We start from the raw sequence: 26,661 nt of genomic DNA on the forward strand, positions 1-26,661 counted from the left end.
AGCTCAATTGTGCTGGCGAAAGGAGCCGTCCCGCGATGCGTGCGCGCGATTCAGGTCGATACTGCCGAGGAATCGGCTTCACCGTGGCGCTCACGATCGCGGGAATGGTCGCCGCCACTCCCGCTTTCGCCGAGGTGACCGAGGACGGAAGTATCGCACCGACGGGGGCCAACGATTGGTCTTGCGTGCCGCAGGCGACCCGACCGGAGCCGGTGGTGCTCGTGCACGGCACCTGGGGTAATCAGAACTCCTGGGACACGCTGGCGCCACAGTTGAAAGCCCTTGGCGTGTGCGTGTTTTCGCTCAATTACGGGCATGCCCCGTTCAGCGTTCGCGGCGCGGCGCCCGGCGTTTTCGGCACCGCCGATATTCGCACGTCGGCCAAGGAACTCGGGGATTTCATCGATCGGGTGCGTGCGGTTACCGGTGCGGCGAAAGTCGATATCGTCGCGCATTCGCAAGGCGGGCCACTGACCCGGCAGTACCTACGGTTCGAAGGCGGGGCGTCTCGCGGCGACCCGGCGCGCAACAAGGTCGATGACCTGGTCACCATCGCCGCCACCCACCACGGCACCACGGCCGACGGGCTCGGCCACCTCCTACCCTCGGGCAGCGCGGCCGGTATCGCGGACGCGCTGATCGCCAGGGTGCTCGGTACCGCCGCGGCGCAACAGTTGACCGGCAGCGAATTCATCCGCACGCTCAATGCCGCGGGCGACACCGAACCCGGCGTGCAGTACACGGCGATCGCCAGCCGGGTGGATCGCGTGGTCACCCCGCCCGAAGCGACTTTTCTGCGCGCCGGCCGGAATGCGACCGTCGAGAATTTCTGGGTGCAAGACGTATGCCCCACCGATACTTTCCACCACGGCATCCTCCCCGACTCCCCCGCCGTCGCGTTTCTCGTGCACCGAGCCCTCGGCCTGCCTTACGCCGGCGATCCCTGCCCCGCGCCAGACGCGCTGAATTAGCAGCCACCGGAATCACCATGGCGACGGCGCACGGGGAAGCGCAATTGGCCGATGTCACGATCCACGCCGTGGACGGCTCCGTCGGCTACCCGACGACCTTGGCGGCTGATCATTCGCACGCCCCGAGCGCGGGCCTTTTGTTGTTCTGCGAGAGCCAATTACACGCAGTACTCGCAGGTGCCGTTGGCGGGCAGCTGGATGAAGCACTGCGCGCACACCGCCGCGCGGGTCGGCTGCGGCTTGGTCTCCGCCTGCGCGGCGCTGCTCGGCGCGCGGCGGCCGGCCACCTTGGGCGTGAGCGGCGGGACCGCCCTGTCGGCAGGCATCGCGGCGCCGTAGAACTGGTAGCACTGCCAGCGCGCGTAAGCAGCGTGCAGTTCCATATCATCCGGAATCGGCAGGCCGGCCAGCTCGAGCACGTACTTGTAGGTGTCGCCGACCGTGTGGTTCTGCCGCACGCAGAGCGCGGTGAGCGGTGGCTCCCCCGCACCGTGGCAGCGGCGGGCGATCTTGCGCAGAATCGCGTCCATCCAGGTCCGGGTGGGCGCGCCGGTGTGCACGCCGGACACCTCCTGCACCCGCTCGGCCAGCTCCGCGACGGTGATGAAATGCCCGTACCCGGTGGCGATCTCGGCCAGTTCCGCGTGCGCGGCCAGCGCCCACGCCACTGTCGCCTCACGCAACGACACCGCGGCGCCGTCACCCGCCCGCCATGCTCCCGCCGTTGTGGGTACCGAATTCCTGATCACCCGATCAAGTTAACGCGTGGGGCCGGGAAAAGACGAATGCCCGAGCGGATCTGCGCCGCGGCACCAGCGCGGTCGCCAACTGCCATGTCCAGCAGGTCAGCTGCCACCTCTTGACTATACATACGGTCGACCGTACTTTTGAATTGTGACTACCGACACCGGCCAGAGCCGAGACATGACCTTCGATTCGCGAGCAAAGGACGTGGGTGCGATCCGGACAACGCACCTGTTCGACCTGGTCGTCGATCTGAACCCGCCGTTGGATATCGGTGCGGGACCGTTCGGGCGGCGGATTCTGTTCGGCGCGGCGGGCGGATCGTTCGCCGGCGCGAAGCTGCGCGGCGAAGTGGTGCCGGGCGGCGGGGATTGGACACTGTTCCGGCCGGACCGGTCCATGACGGTGGATGTCCGGCTCACGCTGCGCACCCATGACGACGCCTTGATTCACGTGGCCTACGGGGGACGGTGGACCGTCCGGCCCGAACTGCGCGATGCCATAGCCGATCCCGTCGAGAGTCGCCGGATCGACCCGGCCGACTACTACTTTCGGACGGCCCCGCTCTTCGAGACCGGGGCGGAGCAGTACGCGTGGCTCAACGACATCGTCTGCGTCGGCTCGGGGTATCTGATCGAGGGTGGCGTTGCTTACCAAGTCTCCCAGGTGCTTTGACGCGAGAACGGCGAACGCGCAGCGTGCGCATTCGCCGTTCTCGTTCGACTACCGGTAACTCAGTACACGGTGAACGTTGTTTCGCTGGGGGTGTGCGGGAAATTGGTGTTGATCGTGAACGCCACCTGGCCGCGGCCCGTCACCAACCGGAGGTTGCCGTTTTGCGGGGCGGTCCAGAAGAACGGCGTGCCTTTACCGCCGCCGAGGAATACCGAGCCCGAGCCGCTTGCTCCGGTATCGAGATTCCGCCAGTCGACGACCGCGGTGACCGAACACCACGGCGCCGGAATACCGAATACCTTCAGCCAGCCCTTCAATTGCAGGTCGACCGTTCCCGGTACATCGCCGTCCGGATATACATTGCCCGTGGCCCATACATCGCCGGCGCAGCCGATTCCATCGGCGCCGGTCGAGGTCATCGGCAAGCTGACTCCCACATAATTCGATGCGGAGGCGGGGGCACTCGCGCCGATGAGCGCCGCGATTGCGACGACGGCAACGGCCGATAGCTTGCCGAGTTGTTTGAATGGCATTTCTGCAACCTTCCAACGATGGTGGTGTGCTCGCGCATAGTGCAATGCGAGTTTTGCGAGACGAGATCGGTACGGCAGCGTGCGTAACGATACGTAAGCAACTACGGGGATATCGAAATTCGTCCTCGGCCGTTACTTGGTGAGCGAGACCGCAGCCCGAACGGGAGCCCAGGGGGTTGGGCAAGGCCTTCGGCTCGAGGCCGGTGCGGGTGCGGGTGCGGGTGCGGGTGCGGGTGCGGGGCCAAGGGGTTCGTGGGCTGACGACGCCGAGCGCTCAGGGCGTCGAGCCAGCCGTGCGTTCAGCTCCAGACCGGCCCTTGGCGGAAGCCGCGGGTCGAGGCCCGCGACCGGCATATGCATCGACGCACGAATCTTTCAATTATGCGTATAACTTATCAAAGATACTGATGCCTGTTTATTAAATCCAGGCTTAAGTCTATTTATAGAATGGCTAACCCTTCCGCCTGTCACTAATCGCTTAACCTACACTTTCGGCTGGGAAGTGGGAATGCGAGCAGGCAAGTGAGACCGATCCGTTATAGACACGGTCGAGCGCCTGCCGAGCACTGCTGAGCGCCGCCCGGCCGCTCAGAAGTCGCGTCGCCTTTTTCCGATACGGAGCTACGACACCTCGTTCGGCGTGTCGAAAATACGCGACCCCACCTGCCCGGCCGGCCGTTTCGGCCTATCGATCGATGACACGACCGACGAAGAAAGTTGCCTTACATTGAGATCGCTTGATCCACGCCTCCGCAGAGGTTGGATATTCCCCGGTGCAGTCACCACACTCGTCATCGCCACCGTCGTCGGCCTGGCGGTGACCATCGGCCCGGTCAGCGCGCAACCGGCCACCGATGGTCCCGACGGCCTCGACGACGCGATCAGCGACAGCCTCGTCACACAGCAGGTGGAAGACGCCACCGAGAAGCCACCCGTCGTCGACCGCATGCGCAGCGACGGCGAATGGGTCTTCGGCGCCGCGACCGTCCCCCAGGACAGCGAGAGCGAGGACCCGCCGAAGTCGACGCTGTATGTCGCGAAACACGAGGACGGAGATTGGGAAGTCGCCCTCGAAGGCACCCCCGAATTCGGCCACATGGTCAGTGCCGCACCGGAATCGGTGGTCAGTGGTGGCGAGAAGGCGACCTTGACCGCCGCCGCTACCGCCCAGCCCCGGTCGGCGAATTCCTCGCTCTCGCTACCGTGGAAGCAGGGCCAGAGCTGGTACATGGGCGGTGGGCCGCACGGCATCAGCGGCAGCAGCCGACCGTACAACTCGCTGGACTTCAACGGTGGTGACGGTCGGGTGACCGCCCCGGCGTCGGGTCGCATCTACAAGACGTGCGTCCGCAACGGCAGCGCCGAGGTGAAAATCGTTCACAACAACGGCTTTACCACCTCCTACTACCACATGACCGACATCATCGGCGCCGCCGACGGCACCGAGATCACCGCGGGCACCTACCTCGGCCGCACCGGCACCCAACTGCCGTGCGGCGGCTTCGCCAGCGGTGCGCATGTGCACATGTCGCTGTACAAGGGTTCGCAGCCGGTGCCCGTCAACGGAGTCACCCTCGGCGGCTGGACATTCCGGGAAGGTCCCGATGCCTACGGCGGGTACGCCGAGCACGAAGGTGAGCGGGTGCGCGCCGGCGGCAGGTTGGTCAACTACGGCGGCGGTGACAACTCGAATCCGCCGACCCCGCCGAAGCCGACCGACCCCAAACCGACCACACCCCCGAAGCCGACCGAACCCAAACCACCGAAGCCGACCGACCCTAAGCCGACGACACCGCCGAAGCCCACGACCCCGCCCAAACCGAGCGAACCCAAGCCACCGAAGCCCGATCCCACCTTGGCCAAGGGTGTTGTGCGCCCCCATCCCGATCGAAATCGCAAGGTGAACCTGCGTTCCGGCCCCGGCACCCAGCATTCGGTTGTCGGTGGGGTCCGCGACGGTGAGGTCCTGACCATCGCCTGCACCGCCCGCGGTGGCCGGCTCAACGGCAAATGGGGCAGCACCGACCTGTGGAACAAACTCGACAACGGCAAATGGATCAGTGACGGCTTCCTCGAAACCGGAAGCAATGGACCGGTAGCACCCGCCTGCCAAGAGTCCGGACCTCCTGCCCCCAGCCACCCGCATACCGGGACGGATGGCGAAGCCGACGACAACGAAGCGCCGGAAGACAGTGCGCCCGAAGAAGAATGGTCCGACGGCGACTGGCCGGACGACGAGTGGTCCGACGGCGACTGGTGGCTCGACGATTGGTGGTCCGACGGCGAATGAGGCCGACCCGCCACGGTGGAGGCGCAGCCTTAGCGCGCCTCCACCGTGGCGGCCCGCACCCATTGCGATCTGCGACATCGCTTGCTAGGCTACATTCCAGCAACTCTGGTAATCCAAATTTTAGGATGTGAGCCTTCATGCGAACCTTCGCCATCCGGGCCCTACCCGGCCTCGGAGCCCTACTCGCCGTCACCGCTTTCGCAACCCCCGCCGAAGCCGCCCCACCCGCCAACGCGCAGCAAGCGCGGGACGCCTGCGTCGAATACCTCCTGCAAACCATCCGCGCCATGCCCGAAGGCACCTACCTCGAAGCGCATCCCGACCGCCAGTCGCCACCGGGTTACGCCTCACCCACCGGGACCGGCAGCGCCTTCTTCCCCAACCCCGAGTACTACTCGCTCAGCTATCGATTGCCGAGCGACACCCCGTACACCACCTTGGCCGACGCCGAATCCGCCTGGCAAGACCTCGGATGGCCGCCGGCCCGCAAACCGCCATACCCCAACGGCGCCATCGCAACTCAGGCCCATCCGGCCGACGCATACACACTCGACACCATCGTCGGCGTCGGCCCCGCAGGCACCGCCATCACCATGTCATGTTTCACCACACAGACCTTCCCCGGCGGCGGCCCCACAGCCGCCCCAGCTCCAGCGAGCCTGGTCCAATAGCCGTCAGCCGGTCCCCATTGTCGAGATCGGTGTAGATGCGGGCGACGCGGAACTTCGGTGCGCCAAAGCATTCGGCCTCTCCCGTATAGATCGCCACCAGCGAATCCGGGCCGCGCCACCAGGTATCGGCCAAGCCGCGAACCTCGGTCACGGGTTCGAAGTCGTGCAACGCCAGCATGTCAACCGCCTCACCCCTGATGGTGGTGATCTGCTCGGCCCGGTTGGACGCGTGATAAGCCAGCGCAACCGACTCGATCCATCCTTCGATGCTCGCGTGCAGCGGCACCCACCGAGCGCCGTCGATGCCGAATTCGCCTGCTGGACCGATCATGAACCCGTAAGCCATCGACACCCGCTCCTGGCCGGCGTCGAACCACCCACCCCGCTCGAGCGAATCCACCGGCATCTCGGCCCACAACACCTTGGGCCCGCCCCTCGTAGTCCAGCGACGGCGGCACAACCAGCCCACCCCATCGCCGCTGAAACTCGACCACACGATCGATATGCGTTGCGGGAATACCTATTTCGAGCCCCGCGTCCCGATGCTGTTCGAGCGAGACAAATTCGCAGCGAACACAATTCGTTGCAATGAACCGCTCGGCCCGACGCGTGAGCGGCTCGGACGAATCGATGACAGGCTGATAATCCACTCGGCCGACGGTACGCCGACTCGGCGGTACGAACGACCATGCGCTACTACCGCGTACCTTGCCTACCAGCTGTGCTGCTACTCCACTTCGGGTTACTTGCCACGCACATCAGCTCGGCACCCTGCGCAACCACGTCAACCGGCGTAGACACCATTTGCTGGAAGATTTCCCGTCCGTACACCATAGGGATCTACTGACGCGAAGAACTCTACGTGGCCTGCCGACAAACAATCCTGATACGTGGGTGTCATTCAAACGTTCGACGGACAACTATCCGAAACCGGTGCATGATCACAGCTGCGCGTAAAGCACTGCACAGTCACCGAATCATCTGTGCGGGAAGTGGTTACGAGTGCCGACAGCGGACTCACGGCGCTGACGTCGAGTCGTTCGGCGTGTTGGCTTCGGGCGCAAGCTTGACGCATAACCCACAGTGGAGGATGGTTTGCTTACTTTGTTCAAAAGGGCCGTGGCGATCGCAGCGGGCACCATAGCTATCGGAGCGCTGGGAGTACCCGCAGCCCAAGTGGCGGTCGCCGACCAGGTGTACCCCTATTCGACATCACCGTACTTCGGCGGCGTGGTCAATGTCTCGACCGGGCCAGGAAGCATCACGATCAGAGCTGTGCAAACCACCGTGGGAGCGTTTCCCTACGGCTGCTGGGCAAATGCGCGAAACATGGAGGCCAACTGGACTTCCGGAACCCGTCCGTTCGTGCAACTGTTCCCGCGAATCTGGCAGGTCGACTTCGGGTCACTCCCCAATGGCCGCTATGAGGTGATGCAACGCTGCGCTGACGGCACCAGTCTGCTGCGCGAACGTGCAGTCATCGTGGAGCTCGGCGGGGGCCAAGCCGTAACCCCGCAAGAGACGCCCCCCTTTGATCCCGGTGGGAAGAAGGACAGCGGGACCTGTAGCGAACGTATTCAGCGGATCTTCGGGGACGCGGGGGTGACCGCAGAGCTTACGGAAATCGTCGTCGAGCGATTGGGTGGCCCTCGGCACCTCGAGTCGGGTTTTCAAATTCTTTGTGGTGCCATCGATTCCGACCCGGCCGCATTCTGCCGAGCCGCACAAGCCTACTTCCCGGTCGACCTCGGTATGGACATCATGAACCGCATATACGGCGAAGTCGATCGCCTCCTCGGGCAGGACAACTCCCAGGGACGAGAGGCTGTTATTCAATGGTGGCAAGGAGCTTGCTCACCTCTCAGCCGACGCTGAGTTCAGCGATCGCCGATGCGGCTCAGGTTTCGGAGGCCGCCAACTCCGGAACCTCGAGCGTTGCACCCCTAGTCGCCGGCTCGTAAGCCGAATCCGCAGGCGGCGCCGTGTTGGCTTCAGCGTGCTGCCGCGCTTTCGCGCCTGTTCGCCTTCTTGATGGCTTCGACGAGCTCATCCTTGGACATGGTCGAGCGTCCTGCGATGTCGAGCCTGCGTGCCACGTCCTGGAGATGTTTCTTACTGGCGTTCGCGTCGACGCCCTCCGCGGTTTCTCCGCTGGCGTTCGGCCCGCCGCTTTCGGCGCGCGCATCGGAGGGTCCCTTTTGCTCCTTCGGTTCCCAGTGATCACCCACCTTCTCGTAGCTGTGCTTGAGTGCGGCGTAGGCCACTCGATGAGCGCGTTCCTCGTCGCCGTACTCCTTGATCGCGGAGTCGTAGGTCTCGGCAAAGGTGCGCTGCGCTTTGGCCTCGGACTTGACGAGAGTACTCGGCAGCTCACTCTTGATCGGCTTACCGGCCTTCGTGGTTTTCGGCATACTCGCTCTCCTCCGGTAGGCCCCCGGCATCGCGTACCCGCGCCGATCCGGAACAAACACAAGGATGTGTACCTCAGCGCTGCGAGTCAGCACAGCTCCCAGTACCCCGGGCGGGTTTCCTTGATCGTGCTCTTGCTGTGGATAGTCCAGAGGCCGAGTTTCTGCTTCGAGCCATTGGCATAGGCGTAGCCACCCGATTGATAAGCACGGCCTGCGGTGGTGTGTGCGTAGTTGGTGTCGGTCACGCAGGTGGGTGCGGGAGCGGTGGTGGTCGGCGGAATCGTCGTGGTCGGCGGAATGGTCGTGGTCGGCGCTGTCGTCGTGCTCGGCGGTGTGGTCGGGGCCGATCCACTCGAGAGCTTGCGGACCATCGCCGATATGGCGTCCAGCTGTTTACCGCCGTGCCAGGCATATGCCGCGTCACCGCCGTATCCCCACCAGTTCCAGCAACCGTTCGGATTGGTGGTTCCCGCAGTGCTGAGCGGAATCGCCTGCGGATAAAGAACAATCATGTTGTTGGTGTCGGCGTACTCGTTGAGATAGGCGTTCTTCATGAAGGTGTCGCCGAACGACTGGTAGCTGAAGCCCTGTTTACATCCGTGCAGGGCAACCATGAGACGACACGAAATGCCTTGGGAGCATGCGGGAGGGACATAAGCGAAACCCTTGGCGTCCATGCTTATCGCATTCGCATTGCCGCCGGGTGCGAACGCGTTCTGATCGAATTGGACGAGCTTTCCGCTGAGCGTCCCGGCCGGGCGGTTCACGGTCCCCAGCAGCGCGGTCAGCAGCTCACCCACCGGGTCGTCACCGCAATTGTTGATGAACGGGGATGCCGTGCTGGAACAGGCGACCGGCCCCAGCGGGCTGACCCAGGCGTGCCCGGCCGCACTGTTCTTTCGATAGGTGACGTTCGCGCCGAAACCCGAGTAATAGGTCGCGAGGTCGTCGTTCACGGCTCGGTGGACGGTCGAATCGTTCGTGCCGTGGTAGAGGTATACCGCGTCACCGGCCAGGTTGGCGACGGCGTCGACCTTGCCGGAAGCCGCCAGGGTTCTGGTCTCCTCCGCCAATTGCGCAGGCGACTTGCGTGTTCCGTTCTGCATGCAGCCGGTCTGGGCTCTGACCGCGTAGTCGAAATCCCCCGCACATCGGTACGGACCTGCAGCGAATATTCCCGCCCCGGAGAAGACATCGGAGTAAGCGACATGTAGCTGATTCGCCAGGTACCCACCGGACGAGACGCCCGAAACGTAAGTGGCGCTTATGTTATAACCGCGCAAGGCTTCCGGCGTGGGGCTGGGGACTGCGGCGGTCACCGAACTCATGGTGACGGCCAGCAGTCCAGCGGTGACGGCCAGCGCTCCGGCCAGTTCTTTGATCTTCATTGCGTTTCCTCATCATTGGGGAAAGTTCGACCCGCGAGGGTCGGAAGCGACTTACCCGCTCAGTTCGCACGTTTCCGCCGGATCACCGGACACCGGACGCGGAATCGTCGCGTTCGGCGGCGGCAATAGACCTGTGCCGGACCAGGTTTCGAGCGCGGTGAAGGCGCTGCGGAAGCACGGCAGCATGGGCCGCACCAGATCCGGATGCTGTTCGTACAGCCCATCGGCGTGATTGCCGCCCTCGATCCGGTAATACCGGTGCAGCGCAGCACGACCCTGCCCGCTGATCTGCTCGGCATAGAGGTCCGATTCCTTGCCGATCGGCAGCAGCGCGTCGAGGGTGCCGTGAATCGTGATGAGCGGCCGCTGGATTCGCCCGGTGAGTGATACTCGGCCTAGGGCATCCCGGACCGCGGCCGGACGATCGGCAAAGACGTAGTCGGCCTCGGCACCGGTATAGCCAGGATCGATTTCCTGACGGTAGCTCCGTTGGATGGGTCCCCAGTACGACCTGTCGTGATATTCCCACAACGGCGCCGACTCGGCGGGAAACCCCATGGCGACAACACCGTCGATGGCGGCCGGATTCGCGCGGTAATCCTGGTAGCCGCGCGAGGCGGGCGGCAGATAGGTCAGCGGGTTCGGACCATTCGCCTGCCAGGTGGGCCCCTCCCAGTCCACGCCACCGTCGTAGAGCCACGGCCGATTCTCCAACTGCCAGCGAACGAGGTAGCCACCGTTGGAGATTCCGGCCAGCAGGGTGCGGGTGGCTGGGCGGGCATAACGCTGGGCGACGACGGCCTGCGCAGCGACCGTCAACTGAGTGACCCGGTTGTGCCATTCGACCATCGCATCGCCGGGAGCGTCGCCGTCACGATAGAACTCCGGCCCGGTGTTGCCCTTGTCGATCGCGGCATAGGCGTAGCCCTGAGCGAGCACCCAGTCGGAGATGATGAAGTCGTTGGCGTACTGGCGGCGATTTCCCGGCGTGCCCGCGACCACCAGGCCGCCGTTCCAACGTTCTGGCAGGCGAATGACGAACTGGCTGTCGTGATTCCAGCCATGGTTGGTGTTCGTGGTCGAGTTGTCGGGAAAGTATCCATCGATCTGCATTCCCGGCACGCCGGTCGGATTACGAGCGCTCGGAGGATGTAGCCCCGCCCAATCCGCAGCTACCGTGTGGCCGGAAGCGACGGTACCTGCCGTGGTCAAGTCTGCGAGGCAGGCGGCGTCCTGCCGCTGCGCACCCACCACCAGCGGAGCCACGCACGCCATGGACCGCACGACAGGTTGTCGGGTATTCACCGCTTCTCGCGTGTGCACACCAACGGCGACAAGGGATCCGGCGAGCGCAACGACAGCCGTTACGGTGGCGGAGAGACGGCGAAACAGCGGCATAGTGTTCCTTTTCGAACGGTGATGTCAAAAAGTCTGTTCGCCGGTCAGCCACTTCGACAGGTGCGCGTCACCCACTTTTCCGCCGCTGATCATGGCGGAGGTCACTACCCCCGTACGCGGAGGCCACTCGAATACGGGAAGCGGTGCGCCGGTCAACGTATGGGCGACATGGACATTCGTCGCGGCAAATGTGTCGGCCACCCACATCGTCACGCCACTGGACCACACATAGTGTTTTCGGCAGCACATCTCGAGGTGTGCAGGCACCATGGGTGGTCCACGGCGACCGGGGCGCCGGCCGCGACCTACCGACAGCCCCGACCGGCAGGCGATGGCGACCGGCAACCAACGCCCGGATCGATGCCAGCGCTGCCGATGTCGCCCCGAGCGGAGGCGCTACACCATGATGGCCGTGACGTGCGAGATCTTCCTGGAATTGCTCGAGCGGGAAGCCCCTGCCGTCGAATTCGAAGCGCCACTGCTCGAAGCGCGCACCGCCGGTGCTTCCGCCGCTGAACTGGCCGAGCTGGACAGCGCCAAACGCGCCGCGCTACGAGTCCGCGCGCTGCTGGAGCGCCGAGCTCGCCGGGAGGCCGAATTGGCCGCACTGTTCGACACTGCCGGAGACCTCGCCGGACTACGCGATGTGGACGCGGTCCTGCAAGCCATCGTGCACCGCGCGCGACGGCTGCTGCACGCCGATGTCGCCTACCTGACACTGCCGGATCCACAGCGCGGCGACACCTTCATGCGAGTCACCGACGGGTCCGGCTCGCAGGCCTTCCGATCCACCCGGCTGGCGATGGGCGACGGTCTGGGCGGACTGGTCGCCCAGACCGGAATGCCGTACAGCACCGCGGATTACTTTGCCGACCAACGGTTCCGCCACACCGCGGCGATCGACAGTGCCGTGCGGGAGGAGGGTCTCATCGCCATCCTCGGCGTGCCGATGAAGCTCGGCGACCAGGTCATCGGTGTCCTGTTCGCCTCGCATCGCGACTTCCGGCCCTACGCTCCCGAAGAGATCGCCTTGCTGGTCTCCCTCGCCGCGCACGCGACGATCGCCGTGGATTCGGCGCGGCTGCTCCCCGAAACACGCACCGCCCTCACGGAACTCAGCGCGGCGAGCGCGGCCATGCACGCGCACTACAACACCGTCGAACGCGCCGCGCAGGCACACGACAGGATGACCGATCTGGTCGTTCGAGGCGGCGGCGTAGCGGATGTCGCGACCGTGGCCGCCGACATCCTCGGCGGTGCGCTGCTGGTACTCGACGCCGACGGGCGCAGACTCACCGAAATCGGCGCCCCGGATGCCGGCGCGCATGAGCAATCCGGCGACGAACAAACCGTCGGCGCGCATGAGCAACTCGGCGATGAACAAACCGTCGGCGAAATAGCCGCTACCGCAGCACAACTCGGCCGAACCGTAGTCGCGAAGGAGCTGTGGGCCGCACCGGGCGGCGCAGGCAGTAGACCGTTGTGCACGCTCGTCCTACATCATCCCGGCGAACTGCCGCCCGCCGATCAGCGCATCCTGGAGCGAGCCGCGCTCGTCACCGCACTGTTGTTGCTGTTCCAGCGCAGCATCGCCGAAGCCGAGGGACGAGTACGCGGCGAACTTCTCGACGACCTGCTGGACGGTCGCGTCAACGACGACAAGGCATTACACAGCCGGGCCACACTGCTCGGCATCGATCTGACCCAGCCGCAGATGCTCGTCGTCGCCGAACACGGCGGCCACCACCGCGCCGCAGCGTGGACAACCCACTACGTAATGTCCCGCCACGGTTTGGCCGTAACTCGCGGCCGGCACACCGTCGTGCTGCTCCCCGGCAACGACGCCTCCGCCACCGCCCACTGCGTCGCCAAGGAACTCCGTGCCGCACTGGGTATTTCAGCGACAGTCGCCGGCTCCGGACCAGTCGACCTACCGAACCGCGTGCCCGCCGCCTACCGCGAAGCCCGCCAATGCATCCAGCTGATGAACGCACTCGGCAAACACGGATCATCCGCCAGCGCAGCAGATCTCGGCTTCATCGGCTTGCTCATCAACAGCGGCGATAACGTACTGACCTTCCTGCACACCACCCTCGGCCCCGTAATCGACTACGACCTCCGCCGCGGCGCCCCCCTCATCGACACCCTGGAAACCTACTTCGCCACCAGCTGCAGCCTCAGCAACAGCGCCAAACTCCTCCACATCCACGTCAACACAGTCACCCAACGCCTCGACCGCATCACCGCCCTACTAGGCGAAGGATGGCAGCACCCCGACCGCGCCCTAGAAATCCAACTCGCCCTACGCCTACACCGCCTCCGCGAATCAGCCGCCTTTCCGTCGTGAGGGGATGAAGTGGGCATTCGAGGGAGGAAAGGCCGGGAGTGGCGGTGCGGGGCGTCGACCGCACCGCCACTTGCCACATGTCGCTGACGACATATATGCTTGTCACCATGGGTGAACTGTTCACCATCGAGATCGAGCCGGAGGTGCGAGACTGGCTCGAAGCGCTGCCGGCCAGGCACTTCCTCAAGATCGACGAATACGTCGGCCTACTCGCCGAACGGGCAGAGTCGCTCAGTGAGCCCTACGCCCGGCATCTCGGCGACGGGGTCCGGGAGTTGCGCCCGACTGTAGATGGCGCCGCCATCCGCATCACCTACTGGCTCGCGCCCGGACGGCGAGCGATTCTGCTGACCGTGTTTCGCAAGACCCGGATGCGAGAAGACGCCGAGGTCAAACGCGCGAAACTCGCCCAACAGGTCTGTCAGGCGGAACACGAACCCGCCCATCAAGAATTCACCCGCACAATCGAGAGAGGAGAACTGGACCGATGAGCCACACACGCTGGAAGACCCTGCGGGAGCGCAAACTCGCCGAGGGCTACACCGAACCTGACGATGTCATCGACGCACGCCGCGAAATCCGGCTCTCTATGGCGCTGGCCCAAGCCGTCTACGACCGACGGACCGAACTCGGCCTCACCCAAGCCGAACTCGCCGAACGAGCGGGGCTCACCCAAGCCAAGATCTCGCGCATCGAAGGCTCCGACACCGTGCCAACGCTGCCCCTGCTCGCCAAACTCGCCGAAGCCCTGGACGCGACCCTCAACATCGCCCTCGATGCCGAGGACACCCGAGTCAACTTCAGCAGCCACCAAACCGACGCAGCCTGAACTGAGCAGACAACGACGCTGCCACAATCGGCAGCGAAGGGAGTCTCGATGGTTCGTGGATTCTATCGACAATGGTTCTCTCCCACCCGATTCAATGACGACATACCCTTCGACCTGGCCGCACAAGCTTTGATCGTCCCTCGTGGAGCCGATCGCACCGTGTACCACCAATATCGTGAGTGCGGAGCGCTGGATGCGGATTATCGCCTCGCTGAGCGCTGCGGCCGAAACGCCTGTGTCAAGGTGGTCGGTCTGCAAGCCGCACGCCGCCACGGTGCACCCTGCGTGATGTGCCTGCCCAAAGAGGCTCAAGCTCGATACATTTCAAAATTGACACCCTGCCTAATTTCTACCGAATCAGAGATCCGCGAGGGGATTCTTTTGGTGTGGCGTCGGGACCGGAACGGTATGTGGCACGGAGTTGTGCTGTTCCAGGAGGGCGACGGCCTCGGCCGAGAGATTGTTCCCGCCGACAGACTCCGCAAAACCGCCCCAGATCGTCGCCGTGACATTGTGTCGCAGATCCTGCGTGTATCAATCGCGACATCGAACTGCCCACCTTTGGAGTAGACAAGCCCGGCAGGCGCAAACAGGTGAAGAACCTCGAGAACCGCTCAACTCGTGGGTCGGCTGCGAGCAGGGCGGTGCGAAGCTCGTCAGCAGGGGGTTCGCCAGTGACGTGGAAAGCGTTGCGGCACTGACACGCATCAGTCAAAGCCGTCTCTACGATGGCGACGTGGGAGTGGATGCCTTCGTACGCTGCCGATGCTGGCAGGACGGCCGCACCACCGCCGCGCCGGTACCGGCAGACCTGATCGTTGAAGACGGCGCGGGCTATCTGACGCTCTCGCTGCCCTACGAAGGGCATGAAGATCAGCACCACGGTCTGGACGGCTGGATCCGCGACGGCGCATGTCCGCACGAACATATGGAATTCGCGTCCGAACGAATCTCGAACTGGTCCGGTTATAGACTCTTTCGGTCAGCCCTGGAGGTAGCCGGAGCAGCCGACTTCCCGACCCTGTCCAAGGAACTTCCCGACCGCAACGGTGGTCAGCTGTCACCAATGTCAGCCTCATCTGCGCTCGTCGAGATCGCCGAATTTCGCGACCGGCCCAATGTCGACACCGAAACCACTCTCGTCGATGCCTCGACTGGTGAAACGCTGATCACCGCGGTACCGGCATACGGAGGAGTTTTCAGCTGGGATGGCCGGACGAAACACAACTTCGCACTGGATGCCGCAGCCGGACTCACGATCGTCGACACCGCCGCAGATCCCGAATCGGAGATCTTTCGAGCGCGCAACTTCACCCAGAAAAAGTCGTGGCGGCGCGGATACTGGTTCACCGACCTCGACACCGGACAGCGGACAAAGGTTCCGGTGCACGGACCGATCAATCCGACGAACTCTCCGAGCTACCCGCGCCGGATGCGCGTGCAGAACATGCCGGTCAGCCCAGACCGGTTCGACTACATACTCATTCCGTTGACACGAGTGCTCCAAGCCGCCGTGGACACCAGCAACCCAGTCGTGTGGTGCTAACCGAAACTCCGCACGACTCAGTATTGGCCCTCCCCCAGCGGTGCCGGACTCGGGTCGTCAAACCCGACAGTGGGTCCGGGGCGCAGCCTCGGCTAGGCGGACCGGAGGAAAGAGTCCGGGCAGTCAACGGCTTGGGTAGGTGAACCTGAGAAGGGGGTCCGTGCGGCGAAGCCTTCATGTAGGCAAACCCGAGAAGGGGGTCCGGGGGCGAAGCCCCGCCGGGCGGGGTGTGGGGGCTGCGCCCCCACAAGACACGCGGAACCGAAAAGGCTCGCGCTCTTTGCGAGCACGAGCCTTCCATTCGGTGGACCTGACGGACCAGCATACGAACCGGGCGGTGCTGGTCGACGGGCCGGACATCATGATTCGACCCGTGGGTTCCCGGCCGGTGGCGGGCGGTGGTGACCGATGAGCGGCCACGACGATCGTAGGGCTGCGGATGGATCAGCGGATGGCACTGCGTTCGGGTCGGCGTCTGCTCGGCGTCCTATAGCCGCCACCCCAAACGCCGAACACGGCTACGGCATCCGCGCCGCTCAGAACCATGATCGGGGTTGTGGGTCGAAATCCAGACTCAGTATCAGTACTCATACACCCTCACGCTCCCGGCGGCGCGCCGTCCACCACGGCGGGCACCCGGACGCCGGACCGTGGTTCCGCTTGCTCGACCGCGACCGACGCCTGCTCTCGATCCTGGCCGAACACAGGGTGCTCACCACCGACCAAATTGCCGCCCTGGAGTTCACCTCGACCCGACGCGCACAAGACCGGCTGCGGAAACTGCGCGAGATGGGCATGCTCTTCGCCTTCCGCGAGTCGCTCTACGGCGGCGGCACCAGCCAAACCCGCCACGCCCTCGGTTATCTCGGCGCACGCCTGATCGCCGCACAACGCGCCGAGAGACCACCCGCCCCGGGTGCCCATGCCCTGATGCTGGAACGACTGGCCTGCTCGCCCACCCTCAAGCACCGGCTCGGGTCAACGACTTCTTCTGCGCCCTGGCCGCGCACCGCAACCCCGCTCGCCACCGCGACACCACCAGCCCGGAGCCGGTGGCCGGGTTGACCCACTGGTGGTCGGAGCGGCAGTGCGCCGACTGCTTCCGACTGGAGCTGTACTCCGGGGAAACCGTCGGGTTGCGCCCCGACAGCTACGGCTGCTGGGAACAGCACGACCGCGCGGTGCGGTTCTTCCTCGAATACGACACCGGCACAGAGTCATTGACCATCCTGACCGCCAAAATCGCCACCTACCAACGCTTCCCTACCGACGAGTTCGGCATCCTGCTGTTCTCATTGCACTCGTCCCGCCGCGAGACGGCGTTACGGGCAGCCCTGGGCCGGGCGGTGTCCGGCTACCTCCTCGATATCACGATCGTCACCATGGCCCGTGATGACGCGCATCTCGAGGGCCCCGCAGGCCCGGTCTGGGCGCCGTGGACACCCCACAGCGAAACCGTGACCCAGCGAGTCCACCTGGCCGACTTGCCCGAACGCGGTCCCCGCATCGCCCACCGCACCGATACCAGACAGCCTTACAACGAAGCCGCCTTCGACGCCAACAACCGGCATGCTCGCGTCGTTCTCGACTCGAACCGAGTGAGGACCGACGCGACACACCAGACCGCGAGTTCCGATCCGTCGGAGCAGATCATCATCGAGACAGACTCCTGAACATAGGTAGCCACAGAATCGATTCGGTCCGGTCGCCACCGGCTACTGGGTCAGATCCTGGCTCGTTTCGGCACTCTGGAGTGCCTTCCTTGACTACCGCTACGCCGCGCTCGACGCGCCCATCCCATCACCGCATTCGGGGGGGCATGATCACCGCAGCAGCTCAAGCAGTCGGCTTGCCAGTTCCCTTGTCACGGCGGCGATCACCGTACCGATGGCGAGTTTGCCGACCTCGGAGAGCTTCTCGTCGGTCCGCGGCGAATGGCTGATCCGATCCCGTCGATGCTTGCCTGCCATCACACTTCATCCAATCTGCTTGTCGTCCATTGACGATCATCAGTAGGCCAGGGACGGACGACGCCGGATCAGGCGAACATCGCGGGGTTCTAGGCTGGAGGGGTGGTCAGAACGCAGAGTCCAGCGGATACCGAGCTACTGGCCCACCTCAAGGGAATCGGGTTGCGGGTCAGTGCTGCCCAGCTTGAGCGGTGGCGGCATGCCGGCGCCTTGCCAAAGCACCGGCGAACCTATCCGGGTCGCGGATCGAAATCCGTGTGCGAGATGGAGACGGTCCGCATAGCCGAAGCTCTTGCCGTGACGACCCGGCGTGGCAGATCGATCTATGAATCAGTGCTCGAGATTTTCACCATCGACCCCCATCATCAGGATCTGCTGGATTCCTGCCTGGACATCCCGGAAACCGGGATTCGGTCCGCCCTCATGTGGTTCCTGACCGACGGAAGCCGAACGCTCGACAGGCGTATCGAGCGAGCCATCCAACACCGTCGAGCAACCTCTGAGGATGCGGTCGATATCGCTTATCGACTGGCCTCCCAGCAGTTTCGCCAAGCCAAGAAGAAGTCGGACGACTTCATCAGCCGCACCGACCCCTGGCACCGACTCGAAGGCGACAATGTCGAGATCGAAGCGCTCTGGCACGCTTTGGCTTTCGGCGGCGACGTCGACCCTGGCGCCGACATCGTTGCCGAAGCCATGCTGCGAAGCATGAGCTTATTTTCCGCGGATCCACATGCGCTATACGACGAGGAAAGAATAGCGATCGAAAAGCTCTTCGGCGATCTCGAACGCACAGGGAAAGCACCTGGACACCGCACCCAATACGTTCCGACCGTAACCCTCATGGCTCGACTCGTTGATCTCAAGTTCACGACGATTCGGGAGACCCGCGACAAACTCGCGCGTGTCGCGGAGTTGGGCAGGCTGTGTCTCCTCCTGCATGGAAGACCAGAGTTCGAGGATTCGACTGAACACATGTTCGCGGCCAGCACAAGCTCAATCGACGCGAACGCGCTGTTTCATATGATCGTGCCTATCGCAACGTCATTGCGGACCGATGCCTGGCATCGCATGGCCGCGCTGATCGTATTGATCCTCCTAGAGGACCGCAGCTACCTACCGGCGCTGGATCTTCTTGCAGCGGCAACGCGGAAGTCTCCGCTGCCGGAATAGCGGGCGACCAGGCGTCTGCGATCGTCGGCAGCGGAACCGAAGGGGAGCGGTTGAGGGTGGTGCGTTTGAAGTGCACGTGGATGCCGCCGTTTCCGCACACCACCAGAAGCATTCGAACAAGTGTTGCGATAACCGCCTAAATCCACACCGACTTCAGTGGGTCGAACATGATCATCCACCTCTGTGAAACGCAGGTGTTTGAGCTACTGACTGGTGGCCGTCCAGCGTTGGAGCGGCCAGTCTGGCGCATCAGCCCGCTGCGCCCATCGACCGGGTGGCGGAAGCACCGCTTCCCAGAGGTTGGTCGCAGTGGACCTGTCGAAGGGTGGGAGAGGCGGTAGCGTCATGTGCGCCGTGATATCGCTGCCTGGCTCTTCGTATGTGAATTCGAGGGCATTCGATGCGATTTCCATGTTGACTGCGCGAGTCTCGCTCGGCGTGAGGGCGAAAGGCGGCCGCAGACACAACTCTTCGGGCGTGGCCAGTATCAGCCGGTGTGGGCTAATGGCAAACAGGACCATTGCCGCAGTAAAGAAGCTCGGTGCCGGATGGCGTTGCTGCCCAGGCCAACCAATTCGTACAACTGGTTCATCACAGGTCAGAAGCGGATCTTCTGAAGTTATGAGCCACCAGGTGCGTTTAGCCAGAAATGGAGTGATGTGATTGCGCCAAACCTTGATCGCGGTATCAACCGCGGCAGGCTTGGCCTCGCTGCTGAACTCCGGTTGGGACAGAATTCCCTCGATGATCGCGTGATGCCGTGCTCTCGAATAGGCGATACCAGTAGCGGCACACAGGATTGGCAATATCACCGGATGGTCGAGTGCTTCACGAACGTCAAATCGGTCCCGAGCAGCGCTGATATCGAGATTACTAGCACGTGCCCGAGGGGTGCGCTGGCTTTGCAAGCCGACGAACACTGCAAGATTGCTGGTGAGGTTGGGGTCGCTAATCTTCCCGACTGCACGATTGTCGAGTGCCCGAAGCCAGCGCGCAGCGGCGTCTTCGATCCTTGACATGTGAGTTTCAAACCAGAGGTCTGGTACCTCGTCAGGATCGATACCGGCGCCGACGATCTGATAGAAATACTCGTCGTTCGCGATCTCCTCCGGAACATCGAGGTCGCTGCCACTGGTCGAGATTTCGGTGAAGCGTAGCTGGCCATCGGGGCCAGAGGATGCCCATCGTCGCAGGTACATCTGCGGTACGAAGTGGTGCACGCGCGTCCGTTGAGGGTTATTGCGTGTGCGCTCCTTCGATCGTTCGATCTCAGCATCACTGAGCCATTTGTTGACGATCGTCATGGTCAACAACGATAGCGGTCAGCAGGAACCATCTCTCCGTTGGAAGGTCGAGCGCAGAAGCAGATTTGACCAGATACTTGCGTGCGCTCATAGCCGCATAGTGCGCGGTCCGAAGCGGCCGCCACTGCCAGCCTGAGGACGACTCAGCCCCACCGGAATCGCCGGACGAGTCGGAGTGAACTCACTGCGGTCATCTCAGGCTGCGGGTGGTCGATAACGCGCCGTCGCGATGGAGTGTCCATGTCAATTGCCACCGTCGAGCGACCACCGCGTTGCCAGTCGTGGGACCACGAGCGGGGTGCAGAAAGCGGAACCGGTTCCTGCTCTGTTTTCTAGTCCCTGCGCACGCCCGAACCGCGCGGCATGCGGCAAGACGGGGCATCGAAGGTCTCGACCAGTGTGGTGTGTCTACACCGCTCAGTCATCGGTGGACGAGACGATGGCTGCACTAGCCGAGAGGAGCCACCATGTACCGGGAGACGGGCAGGGACTGTGAAGTGAATGCCATCGAGGAGGCGAGGCTGTGGGAGCTTGCGGAAATCGGTTGGGAAGCCGCGCGGCAACACTGGGCAGCAAAGGGATCATCGAGCCTTGCGCCTTGGCCTGAACTCATGGGGGATACAAAGAAGACCGAATTCGTGCGCGTCCGGGCCATCATCACCGCCGCTAGCAAACAGGCCGCGAGCAGTATCGAGTCTGAACACCTGCAAAATGCGCGTCAGGCAGTCGCCCATGCATCCACAGCGGCCGCTCCTGACGAGCAACAAGCAGCCATCATCGAAGCCCTGCGCTCGCTGGTCGCAGCTGTGGGCGGGCTCGAAACCCTCTAGCTTCTACACCACCCATCACCGCACAGACTCTCGCCCGCTGTTCCTCCCCGGTCCGTCTCTGGAACCACTCGCGTCCGTCACAACGAACCGATCGCCTCACCTCGGCCGGTGCTCGGCACGACAGTGCGTTCGGTCGCCGCCGGGCGACAGCGGGCTTGAAATCAAACCCGGCGCACCCGGGCGAGTTGCGAAAGATGCACAGAGGCGGTGCCGAGCTCGCGATGCGGATCGCTAGTCATGTCGGCTTGGACGCGCTGCGTCAGGGTGGCGATCAAGGCGCGAGGGTCCGGAAAAATTCGATGAGTTGCTCGCGGATGACACCGTATGGATTCTTTCCCTCATCTACCCGGCGCGCCATCTCGATAAGGTCTTCATCGGCCAGGAAAGCAATTAGCTTTTTCTCTTTCAGCCATACCTTACGCCGCGTATCCGCAGCCGACTGCTTCGGCCCCTCCCTGGAAATCAGAAGTCCAAACATGCGAAATGCGTCAACCCACAGATAGTCAGCCAGCTGAGTTACCGAGTTCTGCCCGATCTGATCGGTGTAGTTCTTGAATTCAGCAACGACGAAGTACGTACGATAGTCTGCACGTATCCGCTCCCATACCGACCCTTCATCGGGGATGTCAAATATGGCATCCATAATGTCCAGACCATCGTCGGAGCGAATCTGCAACATTGGAGGATTCAAATGCTGTGCAAATATCTCAGTAAGAATCCCCGCTGCAGATTTCTCATATTCTTTCCACCCGGCCGTTCCTGGCGTTACCGCAGCCAGCCGATCAGTCACTTGTTGTTCGAGTGATAGAGCAGTCCCGCCTTCGGGCTGAGCAAATAGATCCGACAGATCACGCGCATCGGCTTTAGCCTGAACAGCCTCAGCTACCTCGGGATATTTTCTGAGCAGCACATTGAGATCTGCCCGACCAAGCCATCGAATTTTGTTCTCTTCGAGCAAGGACATCGTTGGTGACGGAATCTCGCGGGACGCTACGAACAGCACCTGGTAATTCGGGAATTGAACACGAAGCCCCTCAGCAACAACGACCGCGTGGCGCGCCGCAGTCGACATCCCTCCTTGACCGCGCATGTGCTTAACGATCACCGCAAGCCGAGCGCCGTCTGGCGCTGCACCGAGAGCATCCACGCCGTTGTCTGTGCCGCGGTCGCTACCCGTCGCCGAAAGTTCGAATCCTTCGCGCCGAAGTAGCAGAACCACAAGCGCCTCGAACATCTGCCAATCGAGGCTATCCAGATCCAGCACTCGGGTTCCTCAGCTTTCCGGTCAGCTCACTCGGTCAGGCACTCCGATTGAATAGGCTACTGGCAGTGAAGGTTCCGCACAGTCCGACCCTAATGTTGCCAACTGCTCAACCGGTAGCCCTCTGCACCACCCGAGGCATAGGACGTCACGACAGAACTCGGCAAGTAGGCCCTTGGCAAAGTGATGCATCTTTGATCGCAGTGAGTCTGAGGCTTGTCGGTAGTTGCGCTTGCCGTCACGAAGTTTTTCCGGAGCTACGCGGATTTTCAGGGTGCGAGCCTCTGGCCGTGCACGGCCTCGACCAGGTTTCCGACGGCTCGTACAACCACCTCAGCGTCGGCGACCTGGGCTCTGCCGAATTTGCCCCTGGATCCTCGCAAGGGTTGTCGGTCGACTATGCCACCATGACCGGGCGGGGAGTCTTGGGATGTCGCTGGATGTCGCGGCACAGATCATCGCGGCGGTGGAGAGGGGCGCGAAATGCGGCTGAATAGCGCGTTGGGTGAGCAGGCCACGGTATTCGAGCATCTGTGCCAGTTGGTCAGCCAGGAGTTGGCTGTACTGCTGATCGGGACGGCGGCAGAGTGGGTCCGCGTGTTGGGGTCCAATTACGACGGCGGTGCGGAAGCGATCGTGGGAACGGCCGGTGGCCGCGTGCTGGCCGTGCAGGCCAAGGCCCATGCCGACCTCGGGAAGGAGGCTTCGGCGGTGGAGTCGTCGCTGCGCATGGTCCTGCGCACTCCAGACCATCGCGGCGTCACCGACTTCGCGTGGTGCTCACTGTTCGAGGATAATGTCGCGGCGCGCGGGAGAACGATCCGCGAGGCGGTCGCGAAATGCGAGAGCATCGCGTTGAGCGAGTTCGGCCGCGCTGTCAGGGTGCATTTTGTGCCGCTGACGCAGATCCGGCTCCTGGTCGAGCGGATGTCGGCGGAGTTGACCCAGCTGTATTTCGGTGAGGTGGTGGTCTCGCGCGACGACATTGCGCTGCTGACGAAGTCGGCGTTGGTGGCGACACTGGACAAGGTGGCCGACCCCGGAGAATTCGGACTGCACTTCGAATCCGAACTCGAGTCTGTCCTGCACGTCTTCACTGGTGGGCCCCGACGGGCTGGGGGGATGTTCGACCGACTCGACGCCCTGCGTTACGAGTACTCGAACCGATATCGAGCGGTTCCAGACGTAGTGCGCGCGAAAATCTGCGCGGCCGCCGACTTCGCGCGATTGTCTTCGACCGTCGAGCAGCTTGCCAGCACGCCCGTCGACGAGTTGGCTCGAGCGCAGGAATTCGACGAGGTGTCCGATCATTTCGACACAGTGGGCCGCCATATCTCCGAGGCAGCCCGCCACCTCGATGGGGCAGACCGAGAACGCGATGACCGGGCTCGGTTTGAGAATGAGACCACATTTGCAACCCTGCGCGCCTTCTTGGACACCGCCCGCGCATTGGAGCGGGAAGTGTCGATGCTGAAAACCCTGGCGCGGTCGGTGGATGAACGATGCCTCATCGTGTCCGGTCGCTGGGGCACCGGAAAAACCTATCACCTGGCTCGCCACATCGACGCGATTGCGCGTGCGGGTACACCGGTGCTGTTCGTGCGAGCCAAGTCGTTCACCAAGCCGGATACGGCGATCCTGGAGCAGGATTGGCGGCGACATCTTCCGGGTGCCGGATTGGGAGTCAATGCTTTCCTGGGCCTTCTCGACATCATCGGACACTGCTCGCAGCACCCGTTCATCGTGGCGATCGACGGGTTGAACGAGTGGCAGGTCGACGGCGATTACCGTGAACATCTCCGCCACCTCAGGCAGGCATTGGCCCGGTTCCGAAACATTCGCCTGATCGTCACCTGTCGCCGACCTGGTGCCTACCAACCCGACCTCGACCCGGTCGAATACTGGCATGCCGGTCCTGAAACAGCTGCAATGCGCCGTGCACTCGCCAGCTTCCTCAACATACCGTCGGTGTTTCACCTCGGCCCAGCCATGACCAATCCCCTGTCGGTACGGATCGCTGCCGTGGTCTTTTCGCACGAGAGACTGACACAGCCCGGTGATCACCGGTTGCCGCTGCTGGCGCCCATCGAGTTATCGGATCTGCTTCGCCGCTGGGTCGAGGTGCTCGCCGACGAGTATCCCCACCCACCACGAGCGGCGGTGCGCCAGCTCATCATCGAGACCATCGAGGTCCTCACCGACCACGGTGGGCAGATCACCCGCAGCGCGCTGGCCACGGCACTGCACGCTACCCGCACCGAAACCGACGCCCTGGTCGCGTACCTGATCGACCACGGCCTGTTGGAGGAGTCCGAGGTCGATCCGCATCAGGTCAGGTTCCGCTGGCAACGGGTCGAAGAGACAGCTCGAACGCGAATGCTCGTGCGCCGCGGTCGCGACGCAGTCCTGGCCGAGATACCCACCGACGTCGACGAGCGAACCGACTTTTTGCGGCTGCTCGCTGCCCAATGTCCCGCCGAGCCGAATGTCGGCACCGAATTGCCTATCTGGTTGAGCCGACGAGTACCGGCAACGGAGCTGATGGCGGCGTTCAGCCAGACACTGCAGACCCGAACACTTCACAGCTACACGTCCGCGACACTTGAGCTCGCCGGCACGGCACTGCACGACCCGCAGTTGGGCTCGTACGTCTGTTTCGCAGCTCTGGCCAACGTCCTGGCCGGGCCCGATGCGGTGTCACCGGTATGGCTTGCCCGCACCCTGCAAACAATGCCCCCGGCACTGCGCTCTTCGGTGTGGCCGCGCGTGCTCGATGAATGCCTCGATCACGATGACGACGTCGAGATCCTGAGCGCCATCTACACCTGGATCACCACCACCCCAATTCCTAAGGAGAACCGCACAGCGCTGGCCAACCTGCTGCTCTGGTGGAGCTGGTCACTTCGCAACAGGGAACTGCGCGAGTTCGCCACGCGCTGGTTGTGCGAAGAATTCCACACACACCCCGACCTGCTTGACGAATTGCTCGACGACCCTGACCTGTCACACGACGAACACCGCATCGAGATGCTGGTCACCGCGGTCCTCGGGGTGGAGCTACGCTGGCCCAGCTCAGCACCCGCACAACAGCTCACCGACACCCTTCTGGCGGCCGTGCGGCCGCAAATGTATCGAACCCTCGAACTTTCGTATCGCCTGACTGACAGCGCGTTCCGCCGAACGGGACAGCAGGTGCCCGATTTCCAGGAGTACCTTCTCGGCGCTGAAGATATGCCCCGACGTTCGCGTCGATGGGGAGCCCACCGCCGACCGTGGACGCTCAGCGCTGTAGGAGCCGACGTCGTGGCGTTGTTCGAGGATGGTCAATCTCCCGACGGCAGCAGAGGCTATGAACGACTGCTGTGGAACTCGCTGGGAATCGGACCCAAGCAGCTGCGGCAGATGGGACAGCAGGTCAAGCCCAAGGGCCGATACCGCACGACAGCCGATGAACTCCTCAGCGACATCGTGCGTGAACGGTGGTATCTGCACCAAGCCGCCCGATATCGCATCGGAGGGTCGTGCTGGTCCGGCCACAGGTACGTGAAGGCCGGTTCGAAACAGAACCCGGCCTGCGCTCCCCGTCCTGGAGACCACATCCTGCGCCCCTTCCTCCACATCGACCCCACTGTGCCGCTGACCGCAGGAATCTGGCGCAGCTCCACCGCCAACGACCGCTGGTGGGTGGCCCCAGCTCACACCGACGATGTCTTGGACGCGACGGTGACCGACCCGGCAGGTACTCAGTGGATCATCATGAGAGCCAGCTTTCACTGGAGTGACCCCGCGCAATACGCTCCACCCCGCAGCGAGCTCTACTGGCTGGCACAGTCGAACACATTCCGATTCGCGCAGCCACGCCGTGACGGCATGCCGCACCCCGGCTACAGATCGAAACTCAACGTCCACATCAGCATGCAATTCTTCACACACCAGCCGGTAGCAGGCGCGCCGCCATCGCAGGGATTGTTCTTCGCCGACAGAGCCCGTGAATCGGACATTCGATACGAGCAATGGTGGGATGCGGTCCGCATCATGGACGAATCCGGCACCGACATGCCCGACCACGAAGTAGCACAGCTACTCGGCGCGCAGTGGACAGGGGAAAATCTCGACTACCGCAGCAACGACGGCACGCTCGTCGTCACCGACCCGTCACTGCACACACCGGGACCTCGGGCGCTACTGGTACGACGGGACTACCTCCTCCACGCCCTGACCGCCGCGTCGCAACCATGCAGACTCGAAATCACGAGAACAGATCTGCTGACCAACACAAGGCAGCGCACCAAACAAGGCATCCAGCACTGAGTGTCGACA

General features: G+C 63.4%; 22 protein-coding genes and 1 pseudogene. 14 read left to right on the forward strand and 9 right to left on the reverse strand.

The genetic code is table 11. From position 1 onward, the window contains the following. Nucleotides 1-83: 83 nt before the first annotated feature. The gene (locus DBO33_RS37910; protein ID WP_159080716.1) at nucleotides 84-971 is read left to right on the forward strand and encodes an esterase/lipase family protein; all 888 of its coding nucleotides are present in this window, start codon (nucleotides 84-86) and stop codon (nucleotides 969-971) included. Between the two features lie 158 nt (nucleotides 972-1,129). On the opposite strand, the gene DBO33_RS37915 is transcribed toward DBO33_RS37910, so the two are convergent. Then, nucleotides 1,130-1,720, reverse strand: a complete 591-nt coding sequence (locus tag DBO33_RS37915; protein WP_234391262.1) for a hypothetical protein — start codon at nucleotides 1,718-1,720, stop codon at nucleotides 1,130-1,132. A 145-nt stretch (nucleotides 1,721-1,865) separates the two neighbouring features. Between DBO33_RS37915 and DBO33_RS37920 the strand changes: the two genes are divergently transcribed. Continuing rightward, nucleotides 1,866-2,390, forward strand: a complete 525-nt coding sequence (locus tag DBO33_RS37920) for a DUF3237 domain-containing protein (protein ID WP_199856877.1) — start codon at nucleotides 1,866-1,868, stop codon at nucleotides 2,388-2,390. 59 nt (nucleotides 2,391-2,449) lie between these two features. On the opposite strand, the gene DBO33_RS37925 is transcribed toward DBO33_RS37920, so the two are convergent. Beyond that, the gene (locus DBO33_RS37925) at nucleotides 2,450-2,809 is read right to left on the reverse strand and encodes a hypothetical protein (RefSeq protein ID WP_159080717.1); all 360 of its coding nucleotides are present in this window, start codon (nucleotides 2,807-2,809) and stop codon (nucleotides 2,450-2,452) included. An 841-nt stretch (nucleotides 2,810-3,650) separates the two neighbouring features. On the opposite strand from DBO33_RS37925, the gene DBO33_RS37935 reads away from it, so the two are divergent. Together DBO33_RS37935 and DBO33_RS37940 are read left to right on the forward strand one after the other, a co-directional pair. Then, on the forward strand, nucleotides 3,651-5,213 hold the full coding sequence (locus DBO33_RS37935) for a peptidoglycan DD-metalloendopeptidase family protein (RefSeq protein ID WP_107659327.1): 1,563 nt from the start codon (nucleotides 3,651-3,653) through the stop codon (nucleotides 5,211-5,213). A 137-nt stretch (nucleotides 5,214-5,350) separates the two neighbouring features. After that, nucleotides 5,351-5,884, forward strand: coding sequence for a hypothetical protein (locus tag DBO33_RS37940; protein ID WP_107659328.1), 534 nt, complete (start codon nucleotides 5,351-5,353; stop codon nucleotides 5,882-5,884). Here the strand turns inward: DBO33_RS37940 and DBO33_RS43715 are convergent. After that, a complete protein-coding gene (locus DBO33_RS43715) occupies nucleotides 5,817-6,290 on the reverse strand; it encodes a hypothetical protein (protein WP_199856878.1) in 474 nt (157 codons plus the stop codon). The two genes, DBO33_RS37940 and DBO33_RS43715, sit on opposite strands and share 68 nt — an antisense overlap. 689 nt (nucleotides 6,291-6,979) lie before the next feature. Here DBO33_RS43715 and DBO33_RS37950 point away from each other — a divergent pair. After that, nucleotides 6,980-7,759, forward strand: a complete 780-nt coding sequence (locus DBO33_RS37950) for a hypothetical protein (protein WP_234391263.1) — start codon at nucleotides 6,980-6,982, stop codon at nucleotides 7,757-7,759. Between the two features lie 116 nt (nucleotides 7,760-7,875). Here DBO33_RS37950 and DBO33_RS37955 read toward each other — a convergent pair whose 3' ends face one another. From DBO33_RS37955 to DBO33_RS37965, 3 genes are all read right to left on the reverse strand, one after another. Further along, nucleotides 7,876-8,295, reverse strand: a complete 420-nt coding sequence (locus tag DBO33_RS37955; protein WP_107659330.1) for a ChaB family protein — start codon at nucleotides 8,293-8,295, stop codon at nucleotides 7,876-7,878. An 86-nt stretch (nucleotides 8,296-8,381) separates the two neighbouring features. Continuing rightward, nucleotides 8,382-9,683, reverse strand: coding sequence for an extracellular catalytic domain type 2 short-chain-length polyhydroxyalkanoate depolymerase (locus DBO33_RS37960; protein ID WP_107659331.1), 1,302 nt, complete (start codon nucleotides 9,681-9,683; stop codon nucleotides 8,382-8,384). Nucleotides 9,684-9,734: 51 nt separating this feature from the next. Then, nucleotides 9,735-10,958 (reverse strand): alpha/beta hydrolase family protein, encoded by a 1,224-nt coding sequence (locus tag DBO33_RS37965; protein ID WP_199856879.1) that lies wholly within the window; start codon nucleotides 10,956-10,958, stop codon nucleotides 9,735-9,737. 526 nt (nucleotides 10,959-11,484) lie between these two features. Between DBO33_RS37965 and DBO33_RS37970 the strand changes: the two genes are divergently transcribed. From DBO33_RS37970 to DBO33_RS37990, 6 genes and pseudogenes are all read left to right on the forward strand, one after another. Continuing rightward, complete coding sequence (locus DBO33_RS37970) at nucleotides 11,485-13,428, forward strand: helix-turn-helix domain-containing protein (RefSeq protein WP_199856880.1); 1,944 nt, start codon at nucleotides 11,485-11,487, stop codon at nucleotides 13,426-13,428. Between the two features lie 107 nt (nucleotides 13,429-13,535). After that, a complete protein-coding gene (locus tag DBO33_RS37975; protein WP_107660949.1) occupies nucleotides 13,536-13,919 on the forward strand; it encodes a type II toxin-antitoxin system RelE/ParE family toxin in 384 nt (127 codons plus the stop codon). Then, nucleotides 13,916-14,257 (forward strand): helix-turn-helix domain-containing protein, encoded by a 342-nt coding sequence (locus tag DBO33_RS37980; RefSeq protein ID WP_107659333.1) that lies wholly within the window; start codon nucleotides 13,916-13,918, stop codon nucleotides 14,255-14,257. Before DBO33_RS37975 ends, DBO33_RS37980 begins: the two co-directional genes overlap by 4 nt. Nucleotides 14,258-14,305: 48 nt before the next feature. Then, entirely contained in the window at nucleotides 14,306-14,827 is a 522-nt protein-coding gene (locus DBO33_RS43295) for a hypothetical protein (protein WP_159080718.1), read from the forward strand. A 109-nt stretch (nucleotides 14,828-14,936) separates the two neighbouring features. After that, entirely contained in the window at nucleotides 14,937-15,803 is an 867-nt protein-coding gene (locus DBO33_RS37985; RefSeq protein WP_159080719.1) for a hypothetical protein, read from the forward strand. Between the two features lie 408 nt (nucleotides 15,804-16,211). After that, a pseudogene (locus tag DBO33_RS37990) lies at nucleotides 16,212-17,476 on the forward strand (replication-relaxation family protein). 150 nt (nucleotides 17,477-17,626) lie between these two features. On the opposite strand, the gene DBO33_RS43300 reads toward DBO33_RS37990, so the two are convergent. Next, a complete protein-coding gene (locus DBO33_RS43300) occupies nucleotides 17,627-17,773 on the reverse strand; it encodes a hypothetical protein (protein ID WP_159080720.1) in 147 nt (48 codons plus the stop codon). A 102-nt stretch (nucleotides 17,774-17,875) separates the two neighbouring features. Between DBO33_RS43300 and DBO33_RS37995 the strand changes: the two genes are divergently transcribed. Next, nucleotides 17,876-18,946 carry a hypothetical protein gene (locus tag DBO33_RS37995; protein ID WP_159080721.1) on the forward strand — a complete coding sequence of 357 codons (1,071 nt, stop codon included), beginning with the start codon at nucleotides 17,876-17,878 and terminating at the stop codon, nucleotides 18,944-18,946. A gap of 203 nt (nucleotides 18,947-19,149) precedes the next feature. On the opposite strand, the gene DBO33_RS38000 is transcribed toward DBO33_RS37995, so the two are convergent. Then, nucleotides 19,150-20,250, reverse strand: a complete 1,101-nt coding sequence (locus tag DBO33_RS38000; protein ID WP_107659336.1) for a DUF4238 domain-containing protein — start codon at nucleotides 20,248-20,250, stop codon at nucleotides 19,150-19,152. Nucleotides 20,251-20,717: 467 nt separating this feature from the next. Between DBO33_RS38000 and DBO33_RS38005 the strand changes: the two genes are divergently transcribed. Next, nucleotides 20,718-21,080 carry a hypothetical protein gene (locus DBO33_RS38005; RefSeq protein WP_107659337.1) on the forward strand — a complete coding sequence of 121 codons (363 nt, stop codon included), beginning with the start codon at nucleotides 20,718-20,720 and terminating at the stop codon, nucleotides 21,078-21,080. A gap of 271 nt (nucleotides 21,081-21,351) precedes the next feature. Here the strand turns inward: DBO33_RS38005 and DBO33_RS38010 are convergent, their stop codons facing one another. Continuing rightward, the gene (locus DBO33_RS38010) at nucleotides 21,352-22,344 is read right to left on the reverse strand and encodes a restriction endonuclease (RefSeq protein ID WP_107659338.1); all 993 of its coding nucleotides are present in this window, start codon (nucleotides 22,342-22,344) and stop codon (nucleotides 21,352-21,354) included. A gap of 480 nt (nucleotides 22,345-22,824) precedes the next feature. Here DBO33_RS38010 and DBO33_RS38015 point away from each other — a divergent pair, with 480 nt between their 5' ends. After that, the gene (locus DBO33_RS38015; protein WP_107659339.1) at nucleotides 22,825-26,652 is read left to right on the forward strand and encodes an NACHT domain-containing protein; all 3,828 of its coding nucleotides are present in this window, start codon (nucleotides 22,825-22,827) and stop codon (nucleotides 26,650-26,652) included. The last annotated feature ends 9 nt before the right edge of the window (nucleotides 26,653-26,661 follow it).

Source organism: Nocardia suismassiliense (genome assembly GCF_900269665.1).
In the GTDB taxonomy this organism is placed as follows: Bacteria; Actinomycetota; Actinomycetes; order Mycobacteriales; family Mycobacteriaceae; genus Nocardia; species Nocardia suismassiliense.

Coding starts and splice junctions, on each gene's coding strand:
- DBO33_RS43715 (WP_199856878.1), bottom strand. CDS start 6,290: ATGCCGGTGGATTCGCTCGAGCGGGGTGGGTGGTTCGACGCCGGCCAG.
- DBO33_RS37940 (WP_107659328.1), top strand. CDS start 5,351: ATGCGAACCTTCGCCATCCGGGCCCTACCCGGCCTCGGAGCCCTACTC.
- DBO33_RS37980 (WP_107659333.1), top strand. CDS start 13,916: ATGAGCCACACACGCTGGAAGACCCTGCGGGAGCGCAAACTCGCCGAG.
- DBO33_RS37925 (WP_159080717.1), bottom strand. CDS start 2,809: ATGACCTCGACCGGCGCCGATGGAATCGGCTGCGCCGGCGATGTATGG.
- DBO33_RS38000 (WP_107659336.1), bottom strand. CDS start 20,250: ATGACGATCGTCAACAAATGGCTCAGTGATGCTGAGATCGAACGATCG.
- DBO33_RS37965 (WP_199856879.1), bottom strand. CDS start 10,958: ATGGCGTGCGTGGCTCCGCTGGTGGTGGGTGCGCAGCGGCAGGACGCC.
- DBO33_RS43295 (WP_159080718.1), top strand. CDS start 14,306: ATGGTTCGTGGATTCTATCGACAATGGTTCTCTCCCACCCGATTCAAT.
- DBO33_RS43300 (WP_159080720.1), bottom strand. CDS start 17,773: ATGGCAGGCAAGCATCGACGGGATCGGATCAGCCATTCGCCGCGGACC.
- DBO33_RS37955 (WP_107659330.1), bottom strand. CDS start 8,295: ATGCCGAAAACCACGAAGGCCGGTAAGCCGATCAAGAGTGAGCTGCCG.
- DBO33_RS37970 (WP_199856880.1), top strand. CDS start 11,485: ATGATGGCCGTGACGTGCGAGATCTTCCTGGAATTGCTCGAGCGGGAA.
- DBO33_RS37975 (WP_107660949.1), top strand. CDS start 13,536: ATGGGTGAACTGTTCACCATCGAGATCGAGCCGGAGGTGCGAGACTGG.
- DBO33_RS37960 (WP_107659331.1), bottom strand. CDS start 9,683: ATGAAGATCAAAGAACTGGCCGGAGCGCTGGCCGTCACCGCTGGACTG.
- DBO33_RS38005 (WP_107659337.1), top strand. CDS start 20,718: ATGTACCGGGAGACGGGCAGGGACTGTGAAGTGAATGCCATCGAGGAG.
- DBO33_RS38015 (WP_107659339.1), top strand. CDS start 22,825: ATGCGGCTGAATAGCGCGTTGGGTGAGCAGGCCACGGTATTCGAGCAT.